This is a genomic window from Pseudomonas sp. NFACC37-1 (assembly GCF_900101575.1).
Taxonomy (GTDB): domain Bacteria; phylum Pseudomonadota; class Gammaproteobacteria; order Pseudomonadales; family Pseudomonadaceae; genus Aquipseudomonas; species Aquipseudomonas fluorescens_AA.
Window position 1 is genome coordinate 124,287 of record NZ_FMUZ01000003.1, and the last position, 15,954, is coordinate 140,240.

General features: G+C 62.5%; 15 protein-coding genes. 6 read left to right on the plus strand and 9 right to left on the minus strand.

The window, feature by feature from the left end; translation table 11 throughout:
- Window positions 1-16: 16 nt before the first annotated feature.
- On the plus strand, window positions 17-715 hold the full coding sequence (locus BLP82_RS04990; RefSeq protein ID WP_092165808.1) for an extensin-like domain-containing protein: 699 nt from the start codon (window positions 17-19) through the stop codon (window positions 713-715).
- A 1-nt stretch (window position 716) separates the two neighbouring features.
- On the opposite strand, the gene BLP82_RS04995 is transcribed toward BLP82_RS04990, so the two are convergent.
- On the minus strand, window positions 717-1,337 hold the full coding sequence (locus BLP82_RS04995; RefSeq protein ID WP_092165810.1) for an energy transducer TonB: 621 nt from the start codon (window positions 1,335-1,337) through the stop codon (window positions 717-719).
- A 91-nt stretch (window positions 1,338-1,428) separates the two neighbouring features.
- On the opposite strand from BLP82_RS04995, the gene BLP82_RS05000 reads away from it, so the two are divergent.
- A complete protein-coding gene (locus BLP82_RS05000; RefSeq protein WP_092165812.1) occupies window positions 1,429-2,211 on the plus strand; it encodes a class I SAM-dependent methyltransferase in 783 nt (260 codons plus the stop codon).
- Window positions 2,212-2,334: 123 nt separating this feature from the next.
- Here BLP82_RS05000 and BLP82_RS05005 read toward each other — a convergent pair whose 3' ends face one another.
- Window positions 2,335-2,970, minus strand: coding sequence for a TetR/AcrR family transcriptional regulator (locus tag BLP82_RS05005; RefSeq protein ID WP_092165814.1), 636 nt, complete (start codon window positions 2,968-2,970; stop codon window positions 2,335-2,337).
- Window positions 2,971-3,064: 94 nt separating this feature from the next.
- Here BLP82_RS05005 and BLP82_RS05010 point away from each other — a divergent pair, with 94 nt between their 5' ends.
- Complete coding sequence (locus tag BLP82_RS05010; protein WP_092165816.1) at window positions 3,065-4,165, plus strand: efflux RND transporter periplasmic adaptor subunit; 1,101 nt, start codon at window positions 3,065-3,067, stop codon at window positions 4,163-4,165.
- A gap of 6 nt (window positions 4,166-4,171) precedes the next feature.
- The gene (locus BLP82_RS05015) at window positions 4,172-7,237 is read left to right on the plus strand and encodes an efflux RND transporter permease subunit (protein ID WP_092165818.1); all 3,066 of its coding nucleotides are present in this window, start codon (window positions 4,172-4,174) and stop codon (window positions 7,235-7,237) included.
- A gap of 173 nt (window positions 7,238-7,410) precedes the next feature.
- On the opposite strand, the gene BLP82_RS05020 is transcribed toward BLP82_RS05015, so the two are convergent.
- The 4 genes from BLP82_RS05020 to plsB all read right to left on the minus strand — a co-directional run bounded on the left by BLP82_RS05020 (window position 7,411) and on the right by plsB (window position 11,681).
- Complete coding sequence (locus tag BLP82_RS05020; RefSeq protein WP_092165820.1) at window positions 7,411-8,100, minus strand: DUF4197 domain-containing protein; 690 nt, start codon at window positions 8,098-8,100, stop codon at window positions 7,411-7,413.
- A 33-nt stretch (window positions 8,101-8,133) separates the two neighbouring features.
- On the minus strand, window positions 8,134-8,529 hold the full coding sequence (locus BLP82_RS05025) for a YbaY family lipoprotein (RefSeq protein WP_092165822.1): 396 nt from the start codon (window positions 8,527-8,529) through the stop codon (window positions 8,134-8,136).
- A gap of 94 nt (window positions 8,530-8,623) precedes the next feature.
- Window positions 8,624-8,995 carry a hypothetical protein gene (locus BLP82_RS05030; protein WP_092165823.1) on the minus strand — a complete coding sequence of 124 codons (372 nt, stop codon included), beginning with the start codon at window positions 8,993-8,995 and terminating at the stop codon, window positions 8,624-8,626.
- Window positions 8,996-9,182: 187 nt separating this feature from the next.
- Window positions 9,183-11,681, minus strand: a complete 2,499-nt coding sequence (plsB, locus tag BLP82_RS05035; RefSeq protein WP_092165824.1) for a glycerol-3-phosphate 1-O-acyltransferase PlsB — start codon at window positions 11,679-11,681, stop codon at window positions 9,183-9,185.
- Between the two features lie 234 nt (window positions 11,682-11,915).
- On the opposite strand from plsB, the gene BLP82_RS05040 reads away from it, so the two are divergent.
- Entirely contained in the window at window positions 11,916-12,125 is a 210-nt protein-coding gene (locus tag BLP82_RS05040; protein ID WP_092165825.1) for a cold shock domain-containing protein, read from the plus strand.
- A 180-nt stretch (window positions 12,126-12,305) separates the two neighbouring features.
- On the opposite strand, the gene BLP82_RS05045 is transcribed toward BLP82_RS05040, so the two are convergent.
- From BLP82_RS05045 to dapE, 3 genes are all read right to left on the minus strand, one after another.
- A complete protein-coding gene (locus BLP82_RS05045) occupies window positions 12,306-12,683 on the minus strand; it encodes a hypothetical protein (RefSeq protein ID WP_003198200.1) in 378 nt (125 codons plus the stop codon).
- Window positions 12,684-12,767: 84 nt separating this feature from the next.
- Complete coding sequence (locus BLP82_RS05050; RefSeq protein ID WP_092165826.1) at window positions 12,768-13,577, minus strand: putative RNA methyltransferase; 810 nt, start codon at window positions 13,575-13,577, stop codon at window positions 12,768-12,770.
- Window positions 13,577-14,728, minus strand: a complete 1,152-nt coding sequence (gene dapE, locus BLP82_RS05055; protein ID WP_092165827.1) for a succinyl-diaminopimelate desuccinylase — start codon at window positions 14,726-14,728, stop codon at window positions 13,577-13,579. Before dapE ends, BLP82_RS05050 begins: the two co-directional genes overlap by 1 nt.
- Window positions 14,729-15,105: 377 nt before the next feature.
- On the opposite strand from dapE, the gene tcdA reads away from it, so the two are divergent.
- Entirely contained in the window at window positions 15,106-15,918 is an 813-nt protein-coding gene (tcdA, locus tag BLP82_RS05060) for a tRNA cyclic N6-threonylcarbamoyladenosine(37) synthase TcdA (RefSeq protein WP_371914110.1), read from the plus strand.
- Window positions 15,919-15,954 lie beyond the last annotated feature (36 nt).

Below are 15,954 nucleotides of genomic sequence, written 5' to 3' on the forward strand. Positions count from 1 at the left end.
TGCCCGAGGCATTGTCGTGCGGTTTTTGAAAGCTCTTGCGATCGTGGCACTGCTCGTTGGCGTTGCCGTGCTGGCGGTATGGCGTGGCTGGGTGGCGCTGCCGCCCCAATGGAATCCCTGGGCGCCCTTGGACGTCAATCTCGCGCCCAACCTGCTGACCCGCTACAAGCTCATGGCCCTGCGCAACGACCCGCAGCTGTGTGACCAGGCCCTCGCCACCTCGGGGCTGCGTACCGCGCGCCAGGCCGACAGCGGCGCCAATACGACGTGCCCGTTGACCAACGTGTTGAGGGTGCAGGGCGGTGAGGTGGCGCTGAGCAGCAGTTTCCTCGCCAGTTGCCCGCTGGCGGTGGCGTTCGCGCTGTTCGAGCGCCATGGGTTGCAGCCGGCGGCAGTGGCGGCCTACGGGCAGAGGGTGACACGGGTCGATCATCTCGGCAGTTTCGCCTGCCGCAACATGTACGGTCGTGAGAGCGGTGCGCGTAGCCAGCACGCCACCGCCAGTGCGTTGGATATCGCCGGATTTCGCCTGGCCGATGGGCGCACGATCAGCGTGCTCAGGGACTGGCCCAAGGACAATGCCGATGCACGTTTTCTGCGTCAGGCACGGGACGGCGCCTGCGATATGTTCAGTGTGGTCTTGAGTCCGGATTACAACGCGGCGCACCGCAACCATTTTCATCTGGACGTGGGGCCATGGTGGATCTGTCGCTGATTCAGGCGGCGATGCGCAGGTTCTGCAGCACGATCGGACGTGCCCAGCGGGTGTCGAAGTCCAGTTGTTTCTGCTGTGCCACGAGCTCTTCTTCCGGGAAGGGCGGGAACGGTTTGTCCAGCAGGTCCAGTTCGAACTCGGCGATCGGCAGGTGCAAGGGGCGTGGTTGTGGCGCCGGGCCTGGCTCTGGCAGCGGTTGGCCAGCGGCGAGGACGAGTGGGCGAACCCAGTTGCTTTCGAAGGTCTGCTGTTTTTGCTGGGCGGCGATTTCTTCCGGCGGGAAGGGCGGGAAGGGCTTGTCCAGCAGGTCGAGTTCGAATTCGGCGATGGGCAGGAACAGCGGTTCAGGCGGCTTGACCGGCGTGTCGGTCACTTCACAGGTGCGCTGGCTGACGATGTGCGCCAGCAGCTCGGCGCCGAGGGTCGGTTCAACGGCCTCATCGAGGGGCTCTGGCTGGTAGCTGCCAGGCGCCGGTGCGTTATCACCCAGTTGATCGGCCAGGGCCCGGGCAAAAAAATCCTGCCACAGGTGACTGACGCCGCTCAGCGCTTGGGTGTTACGCAGGCTGTAATCGCCGTAAGGGGAGATAACGCCTATCGATGTGGATTGAATGTCTGACATTTTTCTCGGTCGACGCTCAGCTCTGGCAAAATGCCGTTCACCGTTGTTATCGGCCGTTTTTGCCGATCCTTAATTTTTTGAGCATGTTTCCATGAATGAGCAACCCGCGGTCTGCCGCATCCATGTCGAGGCCCTGGCCCCGGCCTTCCAACCGCAGGCCGAACACTGGGCCGAGCGGCTTGGCCTGCCTTTGCAAGGGGACGATGGCGAGTTTGCCTTGCAGGTCGGTGAGCAGGGGTTGCAATTGCAGCAGTTGGGCCCGGATGCACCCGGGCCGGTGCGCGTGGACTTCGTCGAGGGCGGTGCGGCTCACCGTCGGTTGTACGGCGGCGGCAGCGGCCAGATGATCGCAAAGGCGGTCGGTATCGCCCAGGGTGTGCGTCCGCGGGTGCTCGATGCCACGGCAGGGTTGGGCAAGGATGCGTTTGTGCTGGCCAGCCTGGGCTGCGACATGAGCCTGATCGAGCGCCAGCCGCTGATTGGCGCCTTGCTGGAGGATGGCCTGGCCCGTGGGGCCGAGGACTTCGAGGTGGCACCGATCGTGGCGCGCATGCGTTTGCTCAAGGGCAACTCCATCGAGGTGATGCGCAACTGGGAAGGCGAACCGCCCCAGGTGATCTACCTCGACCCGATGTTCCCTCATCGTGAGAAAACCGCCCTGGTGAAGAAGGAAATGCGCCTGTTCCGCCCCCTCGTGGGCGATGACCCGGACGCTCCGGCACTGCTTGCCGCGGCCCTGGCCCTGGCGACGCACCGGGTGGTGGTCAAGCGCCCGCGCAAGGCCCCGTGCATCGAAGGGCCGAAGCCGAGCCATGGGCTCGATGGCAAATCCAGTCGCTACGACATCTACCCGAAGAAAGCGCTCAAGCCCTGAGACCGGGTCGCCTGCATCGCGAGCAAGCTCGCTCCCACATTGGATCTGTGGCTCATCAAGCCCTGTGGGAGCGAGCTTGCTCGCGATGAGGCCCTTCCAGCCAGCAAAAGGCTACCGGTCGAGCTAAGGCCGATAAGCCCGCATGAACAACCCCACCACTTCCTGCACATGAGCCTCGGCCGCTTCCGGTTCCTGGGGTTCGCCGCAGCCAGACAATAACCGGAAATTCGCCGCGCCCTTGATCAGGCAGAAGAAATGCTCGGCGGCATTGCGCGGTTTATCGATGCTCAAGGCACCGCTCTGGTTGACCTTGGTCAGCAGCCGCTCCATGCCTGAGAGCATCCGCTGTGGGCCTGCTTCGTAGAAAATGGTCGACAAGTGCGGGTCCTGGCTGCCCAGGGCCATGATCAGTCGATGCAGGTTCAGGGATTCGTCGCTGTTGATCAGTTGGTTGAACCCGCGGGCGATGTTCAACAATACCTGTTCGATCGGAACGCCATCGGGCCATTCATAAAACAGCGGCGGCACCTGCTCTTCACATTTGGCCATCACGGCAGCGGAGAACAGCGTCTCCTTGTCGTTGAAATGGCTGTAGACCGTCAGTTTAGAAACCCCGGCCTCGGTGGCGACGGCGTCCATGCTGGTATTGGCATAACCCAGGCTCAGGAACAGGTGTTTCGCCGCGTCGAGGATGGCCTGGCGCTTGGCCAGGTCCTTGGGGCGACCAGGGCCGCTGGGGGGGGAAGGATTGTTCGACATTTCTTCGCTTTAATACTGGACTGGTGAGTTTGCTATTAATAACATACTCGCCAGTATAATTATTCCAAGCACCATTAGCGAAAGGTCACTCGTCATGTTCCGCTATGCCCTGCCCCTCGCCGTGCCAGTCACCCTGGTTTTTTTATTGTCTGCGTGTGGTCATGACGAGCCGGTGCCCGTCGCCGTGCGCCCCGCCATGGTGGTCAAGCCCGAGCCGTCGGCCCAGGCGATGGACAGTTACCCTGGCGAAGTGCGGGCCCGTTTCGAGCCCGACCTGGCCTTTCGCATTGGCGGCAAGGTGAGCCGGCGACTGGTGGAAGAGGGGCAGCGGGTCAAGGCCAATCAACCGTTGGCCGAGCTCGATCCCGAAGATGTGCGCCTGCAACTGGAAGCGACCCGTGCCCAGGTCGCCGCCGCCGAGGCCAACCTGAACCTGGTCCGCGCCGAGCGTGACCGCTACAAAACCTTGATGGAGCGGCAGATGGTCAGCCGCTCCCAGTACGACAACGCCGAAAACCTTTATCGCTCCGGCACCGCACGGCTCAAGCAGATCAAGGCCGAGTTCGATGTCGCCAACAACCAGGCCAGCTATTCGGTATTGCGTGCGCCCCAGGATGGCGTGGTGGCCCGGCGTTCGGTGGAAGTCGGGCAGGTGGTCTCGGCCGGGCAAACCGTCTTCACCCTGGCCACCGACGGTGAGCGTGAGGTGCTGATCAGTCTGCCGGAACAAGGGTTTGGCCGGTTCAAGGTCGGCCAGCCGGTCTCGGTCGAACTGTGGAGCCAGCCCGACCAGCGTTTCAGCGGGCGTATTCGCGAACTGTCACCCGCCGCCGATCCCAAGTCCCGAACCTTTGCCGCCCGCGTGGCCTTCACCGCCGGCAGCGTTCCGGCCGAGTTGGGCCAAAGTGCGCGGGTGTTTATCCAGACCGCCGACAAGGTGCCGCTGTCGGTGCCCTTGTCGGCCCTGACGGCTGAGAACGGCGCGACGTATGTCTGGGTAGTCAACGCCAACAACACCTTGAAAAAAGTCCCGGTGCGGGTCGGCGCCTTCGGCGAAAAGACGGTGCCGGTGCTGGAAGGCCTCAGCCCCGATGACTGGGTGGTGGCTGCCGGCGTGCATGTGCTCCTTGACGGCCAGCAGGTGCGGCCGGTGGATCGCTCCAACCGCGTGGTCAACCTGACGGCCAAGGAGTAATCCGCGATGGGTTTCAATCTTTCCGAATGGGCGCTGCGTAACCGCCAGATCGTACTGTTCCTGATGCTGTTGCTGGCCATCGTCGGCGCGCTTTCCTACACCAAGCTCGGCCAGAGCGAAGACCCGCCGTTCACCTTCAAGGCCATGGTGATCCGCACCAACTGGCCAGGCGCCACGGCCGAGGAAGTTTCGCGACAAGTCACTGAGCGCATCGAAAAGAAACTGATGGAAACCGGTGACTACGAGAAAATCGTCTCGTTCTCCCGACCCGGAGAATCCCAGGTGACTTTCATGGCCCGCGATTCCCTGCATTCGGCACAGATTCCCGAGCTGTGGTACCAGTTGCGCAAGAAGGTCGGCGATATCCGTCACACCTTGCCGCCGGGTATCCAGGGGCCGTTCTTCAACGATGAGTTCGGGACCACCTTCGGCAATATCTACGCGCTGACCGGCGACGGTTTCGACTACGCCGTGCTCAAGGACTACGCCGATCGCATCCAGCTCCAGCTGCAGCGGGTCAAGGATGTGGGCAAGGTCGAGCTGCTCGGGTTGCAGGACGAGAAGATCTGGATCGAGTTGTCGAACGTGAAGCTGGCAACCCTCGGCCTGCCGTTGGCGGCGGTCCAGCAGGCCCTTGAAGAGCAGAACACGGTTTCCACTGCCGGTTTCTTCGAGACTGGCAGCGAGCGCTTGCAACTGCGGGTTTCGGGGAATTTCCAGACGGTGGAAGAGATCCGCAACTTCCCGATCCGGGTCGGCGATCGTACGTTCCGCATCAGCGACCTGGCGGATGTGCGCCGTGGTTTCAACGACCCGCCCGCGCCACGCATGCGCTTCATGGGCGAGGACGCCATCGGCCTGGCCGTGGCGATGAAGGAAGGCGGGGATATCCTGATTCTGGGCAAGGCCCTTGAAGCCGACTTTGCCCGTATCCAGAACACCCTGCCGGCCGGCATGCAGTTACGCAAGGTTTCGGACCAGCCGGCGGCGGTGAAGACCGGGGTCGGTGAGTTCGTCCAAGTGCTGGTGGAAGCGCTTACGATTGTGTTGTTGGTGAGCTTCTTCTCCCTGGGGCTGCGCACCGGGATGGTGGTGGCCCTGGCGATTCCACTGGTGCTGGCGATGACGTTCGCCGCCATGTACTACCTGGGGATCGGCCTGCACAAGATTTCCCTTGGGGCGCTGGTATTGGCCCTGGGGCTGCTGGTGGACGATGCGATCATTGCGGTGGAGATGATGGCGATCAAGATGGAGCAGGGCTTCGACCGGATCAAGGCCGCCAGCTTCGCCTGGACCAGCACCGCATTCCCGATGCTCACCGGTACGTTGATCACGGCGGCGGGCTTCCTGCCGATCGCTACCGCACAATCGGGCACCGGTGAGTACACCCGTTCGATTTTCCAGGTGGTGACCCTGGCGTTGCTGGCGTCCTGGGTGGCCGCTGTGGTGTTCGTGCCGTACCTGGGGGAAAAGCTCCTGCCAGACCTGGCGAAAATTCATGCGGCCAAACATGGCACGACTGACGGCCAGACCGACCCTTACGGCACGCCGTTTTATCAGCGTGTCCGGCGAATGGTGGAATGGTGCGTGCGTCGGCGCAAAACCGTCATCCTGCTGACGGTGCTGTTGTTCGTCGGCTCGGTGGTGTTGTTCCGATTCGTGCCGCAGCAGTTCTTCCCGGCATCGGGGCGGCTGGAGCTGATGGTCGACTTGAAGCTGCAGGAAGGCGCCTCCCTGAGCAATACCGCCGAGCAGGTCAAGCGCCTGGAAGCGCTGCTCAAGGACCATGCCGGCATCGACAACTACGTGGCCTACGTCGGTACTGGTTCACCGCGTTTCTATCTACCGTTGGATCAACAACTGCCGGCTTCCAGCTTTGCCCAGTTCGTGGTGCTGGCCAAGACCATCGAAGACCGCGAGCCGTTGCGCAGCTGGTTGATCACCACCCTGAACGAACAATTCCCGACCCTGCGCTCGCGGGTCACGCGCCTGGAAAACGGCCCGCCGGTCGGCTATCCGGTGCAGTTCCGTGTCACGGGCGAGCACATTGAAGAAGTCCGGGCCCTGGCGCGGAAAGTGGCGACGAAAGTTCGTGAAAACCCCTACGTGGTCAATGTGCACCTGGATTGGGAAGAGCCGAGCAAGGTGGTGTACCTGAATGTCGACCAGGACCGCGCCCGGGCCCTGGGTGTCAGCACGACCGACCTGGCGAGTTTCCTGCGCAGCTCCCTCACCGGCTCCAGCGTCAGTCAGTACCGGGAAGACAACGAGCTGATCGAAATCCTGTTGCGCGGTACGGTGCATGAACGCACCGAGCTGTCGTTGCTACCGAGCCTGGCGGTGCCGACCGAAAATGGCAGGAGCGTGGCCCTGTCGCAGATCGCTACGCTGGAGTACGGCTTCGAAGAGGGCGTGATCTGGCACCGCAATCGCCTGCCGAGCGTGACCGTGCGGGCCGATATCTACGGCAAGGAACAACCGGCGACCCTGGTCCAGCAGATCTTCCCGACCCTGGAGCCGATTCGTGCCGAACTGCCGGATGGTTACCTGTTGGAGGTGGGCGGTACGGTGGAGGATTCGGCCCGCGGCCAGAAATCGGTGAATGCCGGTGTGCCGTTGTTCATCGTGGTGGTGCTGACGTTGTTGATGCTGCAACTGCGCAGTTTTTCCCGCACGGCCATGGTGTTTCTCACCGCGCCCCTGGGGTTGATCGGCGTCACGCTGTTTTTGCTGGTGTTCCGCCAGCCGTTCGGCTTCGTCGCCATGCTCGGCACTATCGCGCTGTCAGGGATGATCATGCGCAACTCGGTGATCCTGGTGGAGCAGATCGAACAGGACATCAAGGCTGGCCTGGCGCCCTGGCAGGCGATCATCGAAGCCACGGTGCGCCGCTTCCGTCCGATTGTGCTCACCGCACTGGCCGCGGTGCTGGCGATGATCCCACTGTCACGCAGCCTGTTCTTCGGGCCGATGGCGGTGGCGATCATGGGCGGCTTGATCGTGGCCACGGCGTTGACGCTGTTGTTCCTGCCGGCGTTGTATGCGGCGTGGTTCAGGGTCAAGAAAACCTGATCAACAGCTGCACACCGAACCTGTGGCGAGGGGATTTATCCCCGCTGGGCTGCGCAGCAGCCCCCCAAACCAGACAACTTGGTGTGTCAGGAAGATTGAGTTCGCTGCTTTAGGACTGCTTCGCAGCCCAGCGGGGATAAATCCCCTCGCCACAGGGTGTTTTGTGCTGAGTTTTAAAGGGTGCCGAAGACTTTCTTCGCCAAACTGGTCGCCGCAGCCGCCGGGTTCTGGCGAATGGTGGCTTCCTGCTTGCCGATCATCTCGAACAACCCATCCAGCGCCTGTTCGGTCACGTAGTTCTCGATGTTGGCGCTCTTGGCATCCAGCACGCCGAGCGTCGCGGCCTGACCGGCGAAGGCATTGTATTTCTGGGCCAGGCCGACCTTGTCGGTGGCTTGCTTGACGATGGGCAGGAACTTGGCGCGGATCTGCTCGCGGCTGCTCTTGTTCAGGTATTGCGTGGCCGAGTCGTTGCCGCCGCTCAAGATACCCTTGGCATCGCTCACGCTCATGTTTTTCACGGCATTGACCAGGATCGGTTGGGCCTGGACCACGGCGGCCTCGGCAGCCTGGTTCATGCTGGTTTCCAGTTGATCGACCTGTTCACCCATGCCGAAGGCCTTCATTTTGCTGGCGACTTTGCCCAGCTTGCCTGGCAATTCGATTTTCACATCCGGGTTGTTGCTGAAGCCGCCGGGTGTACCCAGTTGCTTGACCGCCACCTGTGCGCCTTGGGTCAAGGCGTCCTTGAGGCCGCCCGTGGCATCCTGTTGCGACAGGTCGCCCAGGGACAGGGCCATGGCATTGGCGCAGATCAACAGGCCCGCGCACAGGCCGGTGAAACGGAGGGTAGAGCGGAGCATGATGGCGTCCTTGGAAAAAGTTGGAAAAAGCAATCAGCGTGCGGCGTTGACGCGGATCTTCAACGGCTGCGGATCCTTGCCATCGAGTTGCACGGCGTGTTGTTCGGTGGTGATGAACATCAACTGGCCATCCACTTCGATGCGGGCGCTCACGGCATAACGATGGCCGGGCTTGACCTGGGCGGGATCATAACTGAGGTGGAACGGCAGCGGGACCTGGCCTTTGATCGGACCGCTCTGTTCATTGAGCACCACCGCAGGAGCGTCGGCCAGGGAAACGTCCTGCAGGCTAACGCTCAAGGTGGCGTTGGGCGGCAGGGCGATGCGTTGCAGATAGAAGACTTCGCCGTCGAGGGACGCAGGGGGCGGTGTTGTCGATTGGCAAGCGGCCAGCAAGGCCATGGATGCGAACAGAGCGAGTTTTTTCATGGGGAAGCACCTGGCTCGTTGACGCCAGCCACACACGGGCGTCAACGAGCATTTAACGGATTTGCGTCCAAGCATCCCTGCGTCGCGTCGCGGCTCAGGAACCGAACACAGGCGCTTGAACAGTTTCAGCCAGCGATGCTGGCGCCAGGCTCAGGGGGATGTCAACGTGTTGATCGCCGCCATCCCAGGTGAAGGCCTGTTCGGTATCAAGGAAAAGAGCGGTACCACCTTGGTACATTTGCACCTTTACCGAGAGCTTCTCGCCGACGGACGCCCTCTCGGAATTGATCTGGAAGCGATATTGCCAAGGCTGCTGGAGCGGCTCCCTTGGCGCCATGTTGGAGCCCTGGCCGCCGCTGGTGCTGATCTGCACACCGTCGGCATTTCGAACACTGATTTCGGCACGGCCGGCTTCCGGGAGTTCGTAGCCTGCGGGCAGTTGCAGGGTGAGGGTGATGATGTTCATGTTGAATTCCTTTTCAATACGTCGACATTGACGTGGGCTCATCCTAGAGGCCTGCTCCAAAGTTCTCTGTAGGTCTTTTCTTCGTTTGACGTCGCCTTGGCCGCTGCGCAGCGTCGGAGTACGCCTGGCGATTGACCGAAGCACTCACCAGAACCGTTCCATGCTCAAGGTGAGTGATCGGCAAATGTCAAAGGTCGGGGCTGACGGCGATCTCCGCCGCATCTTCACTGCGATGCAACGCCACCTGGCGAATCGACAGGCGAATCTCCGCTGGCAGCACCCGCTTGGCCGCGCCTTCGGCCAGTTCGCCCAGTAGTTCGTGGTAGCTGAGCTTGCCGGCCTCGTCGCGGCGCAGTACATCCAGGTCCAGCATCGTCTGGATGAAGTGGCGGAACAGGCTCTTGTCGAAGAATTCCGGTGCGTTCAGGCCATGGAGGATCGACAGGCGCTGGGCCATGACGGTGCAGAGGTCCTCCAGTTCTTCGGCACTGACGCTGTTCTGACCGCTGTTGAGCAGCAGCGAGACGGTCATGTAGAAGCGCTGCAAGGTCTGGGCAATGCTTTTGGACAGCAGGGTCAGCAGCACGAAGTGCCGTGAACTCGGCGCCGGACGCAGGTACAGGTCGTTTTCGAAACGCAGCAGGCCCTGTTCGACAAACGCGTCGAGCCATTGGTCGATCACGCCGTCCAGTTCTTCCAGCGACCAGCGAATGAACAGCTCCGATTGCAGGTACGGGTACAACGCATGGGTGTAGCGCAGGATCTGTTCGCGGCTCATGCGCGAGCTGCTCTGGAAGAAGCTCGCCAGCAATGCCGGCAGGGCGAAGATGTGCAGCACGTTGTTGCGGTAGTAGGTCATCAGCACCGCGTTCTGCTCGTCCAGGTACAGAATCTTGCCCAGGGCATCGCTCTGTTCCGACAGCAGGTCCATGCCTTTCACGTGTTCGATCAGCGCCTGGCCATCGCCTTCGGGCAGGGTGGTGTGGGGCGAGTACGGGACTTTGCGCAGCAACGCCAGGTACAGGTCGAGCACCCGCGCCATGGCGCGATCGTCCAGGGCCAGGCGGCTGGTGGACAGCAGCGCCAGGGCGACCAGGTTGACCGGGTTGATGGCCGCGGCTTCGTTCAGGTGCCGGGCCACGCGCTCGCCGAGGCGATGAGTGGTTGCGTTGAGCCAGGCCGGCTTGAATTGCGGGCCCAGTTCCTGTTGGCGCCAGCCGGGTTGTTCGCCGTCGAGGAATTCCGCCAGCTTGATCGGTTCGCCGAAGTTCACCGCCACCTGGCCGAAGCGCTGCTTGAGGGCGCCGATGACTTTGAAGATGTCGAAGATCGATTCCTTCTTCTTGCTGGCCCCGCGCAGTTCGCCCAGGTAGGTGCGGCCTTCCAGGACCCGCTCATAACCGATGTAGACCGGCACGAACACGATGGGCATGCGTGAGGAGCGCAGGAAGCTGCGCAGGGTGATGGCGAGCATGCCGGTCTTGGGTTGCAGCATGCGCCCGGTGCGCGAGCGACCGCCTTCGACGAAGTACTCCACTGGGAAACCCTTGGTGAACAGCGTGTGCAGGTATTCGTTGAACACGGCGGTGTAGAGCGGGTTGCCCTTGAAAGTGCGGCGCATGAAGAACGCCCCGCCACGGCGCAGCAGGCCACCGATGACCGGCATGTTGAGGTTGATGCCGGCGGCGATGTGCGGTGGCGTCAGGCCGTTGCGAAACAGCAGGTACGACAGCAGCAGGTAGTCGATGTGGCTACGGTGGCACGGCACATAGATGACCTCGTGGCCCTGGGCGACGTTTTGCACGCCTTCGATGTGGTTGACCTTGATGCCATCGTAGATCTTGTTCCAGAACCAGCTCAGCACCACCTCCAGGAATCGGATCGCGGTGTAGGTGTAGTCCGAGGCGATCTCGTTGCCGTAGCGCAGGGCCTGGGCCTTGGCTTTTTCCGGGGAGATCTTTTCCCGTTCGGCTTCCTCGGCGATCGCCTGCTTGACCAGCGGCTGGTTCAACAGACCCTTGACCAGGTTGCGTCGGTGGGAAATGTCGGGGCCGATGACCGCCGCTTTCAAGTTGCGAAAGTGCACCCGCAGGATCCGCTGGGCCATGCGCACGGTGCGTTCGTGGCCCTTGTCGTGTTCGATCAGTTCGCGCAGGTGGATCGGTGCGGAGAATTGCACGCGAGTCTTGCGCCCCAGGATCATGATGCTCAACAGGCGGCGCAAGCGCCCGGTGACGGCCCAGCTGTCGGCGAACAACAGCTTCCAGGGGCTGGATTCGCTGTCGGGCGACTGGCCCCAGAACACGCTGACCGGGATGATCTGGGCGTCTTCGGCGGCATTGTGGGTCAGGGCGTCGACCAGCCGCGTCAGGGTGGGCGGCGCACCGCGCTTGTCCTGGCGCCCGATCCAGTCCGGCGCCGGCGTCAGGTAGAAAAATGCCGCCGGCTCCAGCAGGTTACCCACCGAGACCGGCAGCACCGGACGGGGCAGGCCGGCCTTGGTGCATTCGGTGTCGAGCACCGCCAGGTCGGTGAGCGAAGGGTCTTGCAGGACGTAGAACACCGGACGACTGCGGTCGAGGTTGAGGGTAAAGGACGACTGGTTGATGGTCTCGGAGCGAACCCAGAGGTACAACAGTCGGCGCAGGGTGCCAAACACAAGACGGCGGAACGGGGAGCGGGTCATACGGCTTCTGCATGAGTGGATAAAACCGAGCGGCTGCTCGGGCCCGCTAGTGTGCCGGATTCATCGAAAATCGGCAAAAAAGCGCCGAAGTAAAGTCAGTTGAGAGTTTTTCCGTGTGTCATATACTCGGCAGGTTACCGCCCCGGCCTCCCATGGACGGCCAGACGGTGGTGAAAGTTCGTACGGCTTTCCATCGAAAAGTCGACTTATAAGATAAAAATGGGAGTGAGCATCATGGCAGCACGGGAAACCGGCAGTGTGAAGTGGTTCAACGACGCCAAGGGTTACGGCTTCATCCAACGCGAAGGCGGGGTGGATGTATTCGTGCATTACCGCGCGATCCGCGGCGAAGGCCACCGTTCCCTGACCGAAGGCCAGCAGGTCGAGTACGCGGTCGTGGAAGGGCAGAAGGGCTTGCAGGCTGAGGATGTGGTGGGGTTGTAAACCGCGCTTGCCGTCACAGTAATCCCTGTGGGAGCGGGCTTGCTCGCGAATACGGTGTATCAGTCACAAGGATATTGCCTGACACACCGTATTCGCGAGCAAGCCCGCTCCCACATTGGGATCTGTTTTAGCATTGCAAGTGGCGTCGAGCCTGGCAATCGCAACAGGCCTACCCAGCTGTCACGCCGTCTTCCAGGTAATCTCTTCTTCCCCGTCGGCACTGATGCGAATCCAGCGGTCCGCCGATTCTTCCCCTTCTTCCTCCACCCATGACCCAGGCGCACAACGCACTTCGACATTCAGTGCGGCGAAGGCGGCGCGGGCGCAGGCGATGTCGTCTTCCCACGGGGTCTGGTCGCTTTCCAGGTACAGGCTGTTCCATTTGCCCACGGCCTTGGGCAGCCAGGTCACCGGAATGTTGCCGGCCTTGCACTTGTAGGTCTGGCCTTTCTGTACCCAGTCGCTGCAGGGGCCCAGGGCCTGGCCGAGCCAGGCGGCGATGGCCTTGTGGTCGACGTCGGCGTCCTTGAGGTAAATCTCGATATCGGGTTGGCGCATGGATGTCCTCGCTGCGGTCTTGAAAAATCCATTCGCGGATTTAACTGGCCCCGAACGGTTGCCCGGGGCCTGGAATCAAAAAGGTTATTGAAGAACGAAATAATCGTAGCGCATCGACACCGTGACCTCGAATGGCTCGGCCTGTTCGATCACGCTGGCGCGGCGTTCGGCGCTGGCGCGCCAACCGTGGGGCGTCATGGCCAGCAGGTTGGCGCGATCCTGGCCGTTTTCGAGGGTCAGCTTGAATTCGAGGGTTTCGCTGTGATCCAGCGCCATGCCCGACGGCACCAGGGCCAGGTGCTTGTCGTCGGTGTAGGCGCGCACTTCGTCGTAGAGGCGCTCGCGCAACTCCATCAGGTGGCCGGCGGTGGGGCCGACCTTCATCAGGCCGCCGCCGGGGCTGAGCAGGCGCTTGGCCTCTTGCCAGTCCAGTGGGCTGAACACGCTGGCCAGGAACTGGCAGCATCCGTCCGCCAATGGCACCCGGGCCATGCTGGCGATCAACCAGGTCAGTTGCGGGTTGCGTTTGCAGGCGCGCTTGACCGCCTCGCGGGAAATGTCCAGGGCATAGCCATCGGCCTGGGGCAATGCCTCGGCGATCTGCGCGGTGTAGTAACCCTCGCCGCAGCCGATGTCCAGCCAGCGCCCGGGTGCGCGCTCGGCGGCCAGTTCCGCCAGGCGCCGGGCGACCGGGGCGTAGTGCCCGGCGTTGAGAAAGTCGCGGCGGGCTTCGACCATCGCCTGGTTGTCGCCGGGGTCGCGGCTGTTCTTGTGCTGCACCGGCAGCAGGTTCAGGTAACCCTGCCGCGCACGGTCGAAGCGGTGGCCGGCCGGGCACACCACGCCGTTATCCACCGCGTTCAGCGGTTCACTGCAGATCGGGCAGGCGAGCATCAGGCGAGCAACTTGATCAGCGTCTTGTAGTAGATCTCGGTCAGCACGTCGAGATCGGCAGCCAGCACGCGCTCGTTGACCTGGTGGATGGTCGCGTTGACCGGCCCGAGTTCCACGACTTGCGTGCCCATGGTGGCGATGAAGCGACCGTCGGACGTGCCGCCGCTGGTGGACGCCTGGGTCTCGCGCCCGGTGACATCCCGGATGCTCGACGACACCGCATCGAGCAGCGCGCCCGGTTCGGTGAGGAATGGCAGGCCGGACAAGGCCCAGTCGATGTGCCAGTCCAGTTGATGCTTGTCGAGGATTTCGGCGACGCGTTGTTGCAGGCCTTCGACGGTGGACTCGGTGGAGAAGCGGAAGTTGAAGACCGCTTCCAGGTCACCGGGGATCACGTTGGTCGCGCCGGTGCCGGAATTGAGGTTGGAGATCTGGAAACTGGTCGGCGGGAAAAAGTCGTTGCCGTGGTCCCAATGCTCGGCGGCCAATTCGGCCAAGGCGGGCGCCGCCAGGTGGATCGGGTTCTTCGCCAGGTGTGGATAAGCCACGTGGCCTTGTTTGCCGCGCACGGTCAGTTTTGCGCCGAGGGAGCCGCGCCGGCCGTTCTTGACCACATCGCCCACCAAGGTAGTGCTCGACGGCTCGCCGACGATGCACCAGTCCAGCCGCTCCTGACGCGCCTTGAGGCGCTCGACCACGGCCTTGGTGCCGTGGTGGGCCGGGCCTTCTTCATCGCTGGTGATCAGGAAGGTCAGCGAACCCTTGTGGTCAGGGTAGTCGGCGACGAACCGTTCGGCCGCCACGACCATTGCCGCCAGGCTGCCTTTCATGTCCGCCGCGCCACGGCCGCAGAGCATGCCCTGTTCGTCGATGACCGCGTCGAACGGGTCGAGCTGCCAGGCCTTTACCGGACCGGTCGGCACCACATCGGTGTGCCCGGCGAAACACAGCACCGGGCCGTCATGCTTGCCATGGCTGGCCCAGAAGTTATCCACATCCTCGATGCGCATCGGCTCGAGCGTGAAGCCCGCGTTGCCCAGGCGCTGCATCATCAGTTTCTGGCAATCGGCATCCAGCGGTGTCACGGATGGACGGCGGATCAGGTCGCAGGCGAGTTGCAGGGTCGGCGAGAGGTCGGCGTGGGCCGTCATGGAAAACTCCGGAAACATGGAAAGGAGACACGGATCTCTGTGGGAGCGGGCTTGCTCGCGAAGCTTTTAGCGTCAGTGATGACGCCTTCGCGAGCAAGCCCGCTCCCACAGGTCCTGAGTTCGGCCGTGGATTGTATTTGGCCAAGGCTCGTAAAATGGCGGTTATCTTATAGCAAAACGACCACCATTGGCCCCTGGTGCGGGACAGGTGGAACACAAAACCTGTGGGAGCGAGCTTGCTCGCGATGACGCTGGATCAGCCAGTATCGATGTCGACTGATACACCGCCATCGCGAGCAAGCTCGCTCCCACAGAGGTTTTGCTTAAATTGCCACGGCAAAGCCCTATAATGCGCGCCGGTTTTTGGGGTAATGGTCATGAGTACAGAAGATCCACGGTTTGCCGGCATCGCCCGTTTGTATGGCATTGAGGGCCTGGAACGCCTGCGGGCGGCCCATGTGGCGATTGTCGGCATCGGAGGCGTCGGTTCCTGGGCGGCTGAAGCCATCGCCCGTTGCGGCGTGGGCGAGATCTCGTTGTTCGACCTGGACGACGTCTGTGTCAGCAACGCCAACCGCCAGTTGCACGCCCTGGACAGCACCGTCGGCAAACCCAAGGTCGACGTGATGGCCGAGCGGCTGCGGGGGATCAACCCCGACTGCACGGTGCACGCGGTGGCGGACTTCGTCACCCGCGACACCATGGCCGAGTACATCACGCCGAACATCGACTGCGTGATCGACTGCATCGACAGCGTCAACGCCAAGGCTGCGCTGATCGCCTGGTGCAAGCGCCGCAAGATCCAGATCATCACCACCGGCGGCGCGGGCGGGCAGATCGACCCGACGCTGATCCAGGTCTGCGACCTCAACCGTACGTTCAACGATCCACTGGCTTCCAAGGTGCGCTCCACCTTGCGCCGCGACTACGGTTTCTCCCGCACCGTGACCCGCCACTACAGCGTGCCCTGCGTGTTCTCCACCGAACAACTGCGCTATCCGAAGCCGGACGGCAGCATTTGCCTGCAGAAGAGTTTTGTGGGCGACGGCGTCAAGCTCGACTGTGCCGGTGGGTTTGGTGCGGTGATGATGGTCACGGCGACGTTTGGCATGGTCGCGGCGACCAAGGCTGTGGATAAGATCGTGGCGGGTGTGCGGCGACCGGCTGACAGGGTCAAGTCCGGGCAGTGAGCGCTTTATGTGGCGAGGGGATTTATCCCCGCTGGG

Coding starts and splice junctions, on each gene's coding strand:
- BLP82_RS05040 (WP_092165825.1), top strand. CDS start 11,916: ATGGCAGCACGGGAAACCGGCAGTGTGAAGTGGTTCAACGACGCCAAG.
- BLP82_RS05015 (WP_092165818.1), top strand. CDS start 4,172: ATGGGTTTCAATCTTTCCGAATGGGCGCTGCGTAACCGCCAGATCGTA.
- BLP82_RS05045 (WP_003198200.1), bottom strand. CDS start 12,683: ATGCGCCAACCCGATATCGAGATTTACCTCAAGGACGCCGACGTCGAC.
- BLP82_RS05005 (WP_092165814.1), bottom strand. CDS start 2,970: ATGTCGAACAATCCTTCCCCCCCCAGCGGCCCTGGTCGCCCCAAGGAC.
- BLP82_RS05010 (WP_092165816.1), top strand. CDS start 3,065: ATGTTCCGCTATGCCCTGCCCCTCGCCGTGCCAGTCACCCTGGTTTTT.
- tcdA (WP_371914110.1), top strand. CDS start 15,106: ATGAGTACAGAAGATCCACGGTTTGCCGGCATCGCCCGTTTGTATGGC.
- BLP82_RS05000 (WP_092165812.1), top strand. CDS start 1,429: ATGAATGAGCAACCCGCGGTCTGCCGCATCCATGTCGAGGCCCTGGCC.
- plsB (WP_092165824.1), bottom strand. CDS start 11,681: ATGACCCGCTCCCCGTTCCGCCGTCTTGTGTTTGGCACCCTGCGCCGA.
- dapE (WP_092165827.1), bottom strand. CDS start 14,728: ATGACGGCCCACGCCGACCTCTCGCCGACCCTGCAACTCGCCTGCGAC.
- BLP82_RS05050 (WP_092165826.1), bottom strand. CDS start 13,577: ATGCTCGCCTGCCCGATCTGCAGTGAACCGCTGAACGCGGTGGATAAC.
- BLP82_RS05020 (WP_092165820.1), bottom strand. CDS start 8,100: ATGCTCCGCTCTACCCTCCGTTTCACCGGCCTGTGCGCGGGCCTGTTG.
- BLP82_RS05030 (WP_092165823.1), bottom strand. CDS start 8,995: ATGAACATCATCACCCTCACCCTGCAACTGCCCGCAGGCTACGAACTC.
- BLP82_RS05025 (WP_092165822.1), bottom strand. CDS start 8,529: ATGAAAAAACTCGCTCTGTTCGCATCCATGGCCTTGCTGGCCGCTTGC.
- BLP82_RS04995 (WP_092165810.1), bottom strand. CDS start 1,337: ATGTCAGACATTCAATCCACATCGATAGGCGTTATCTCCCCTTACGGC.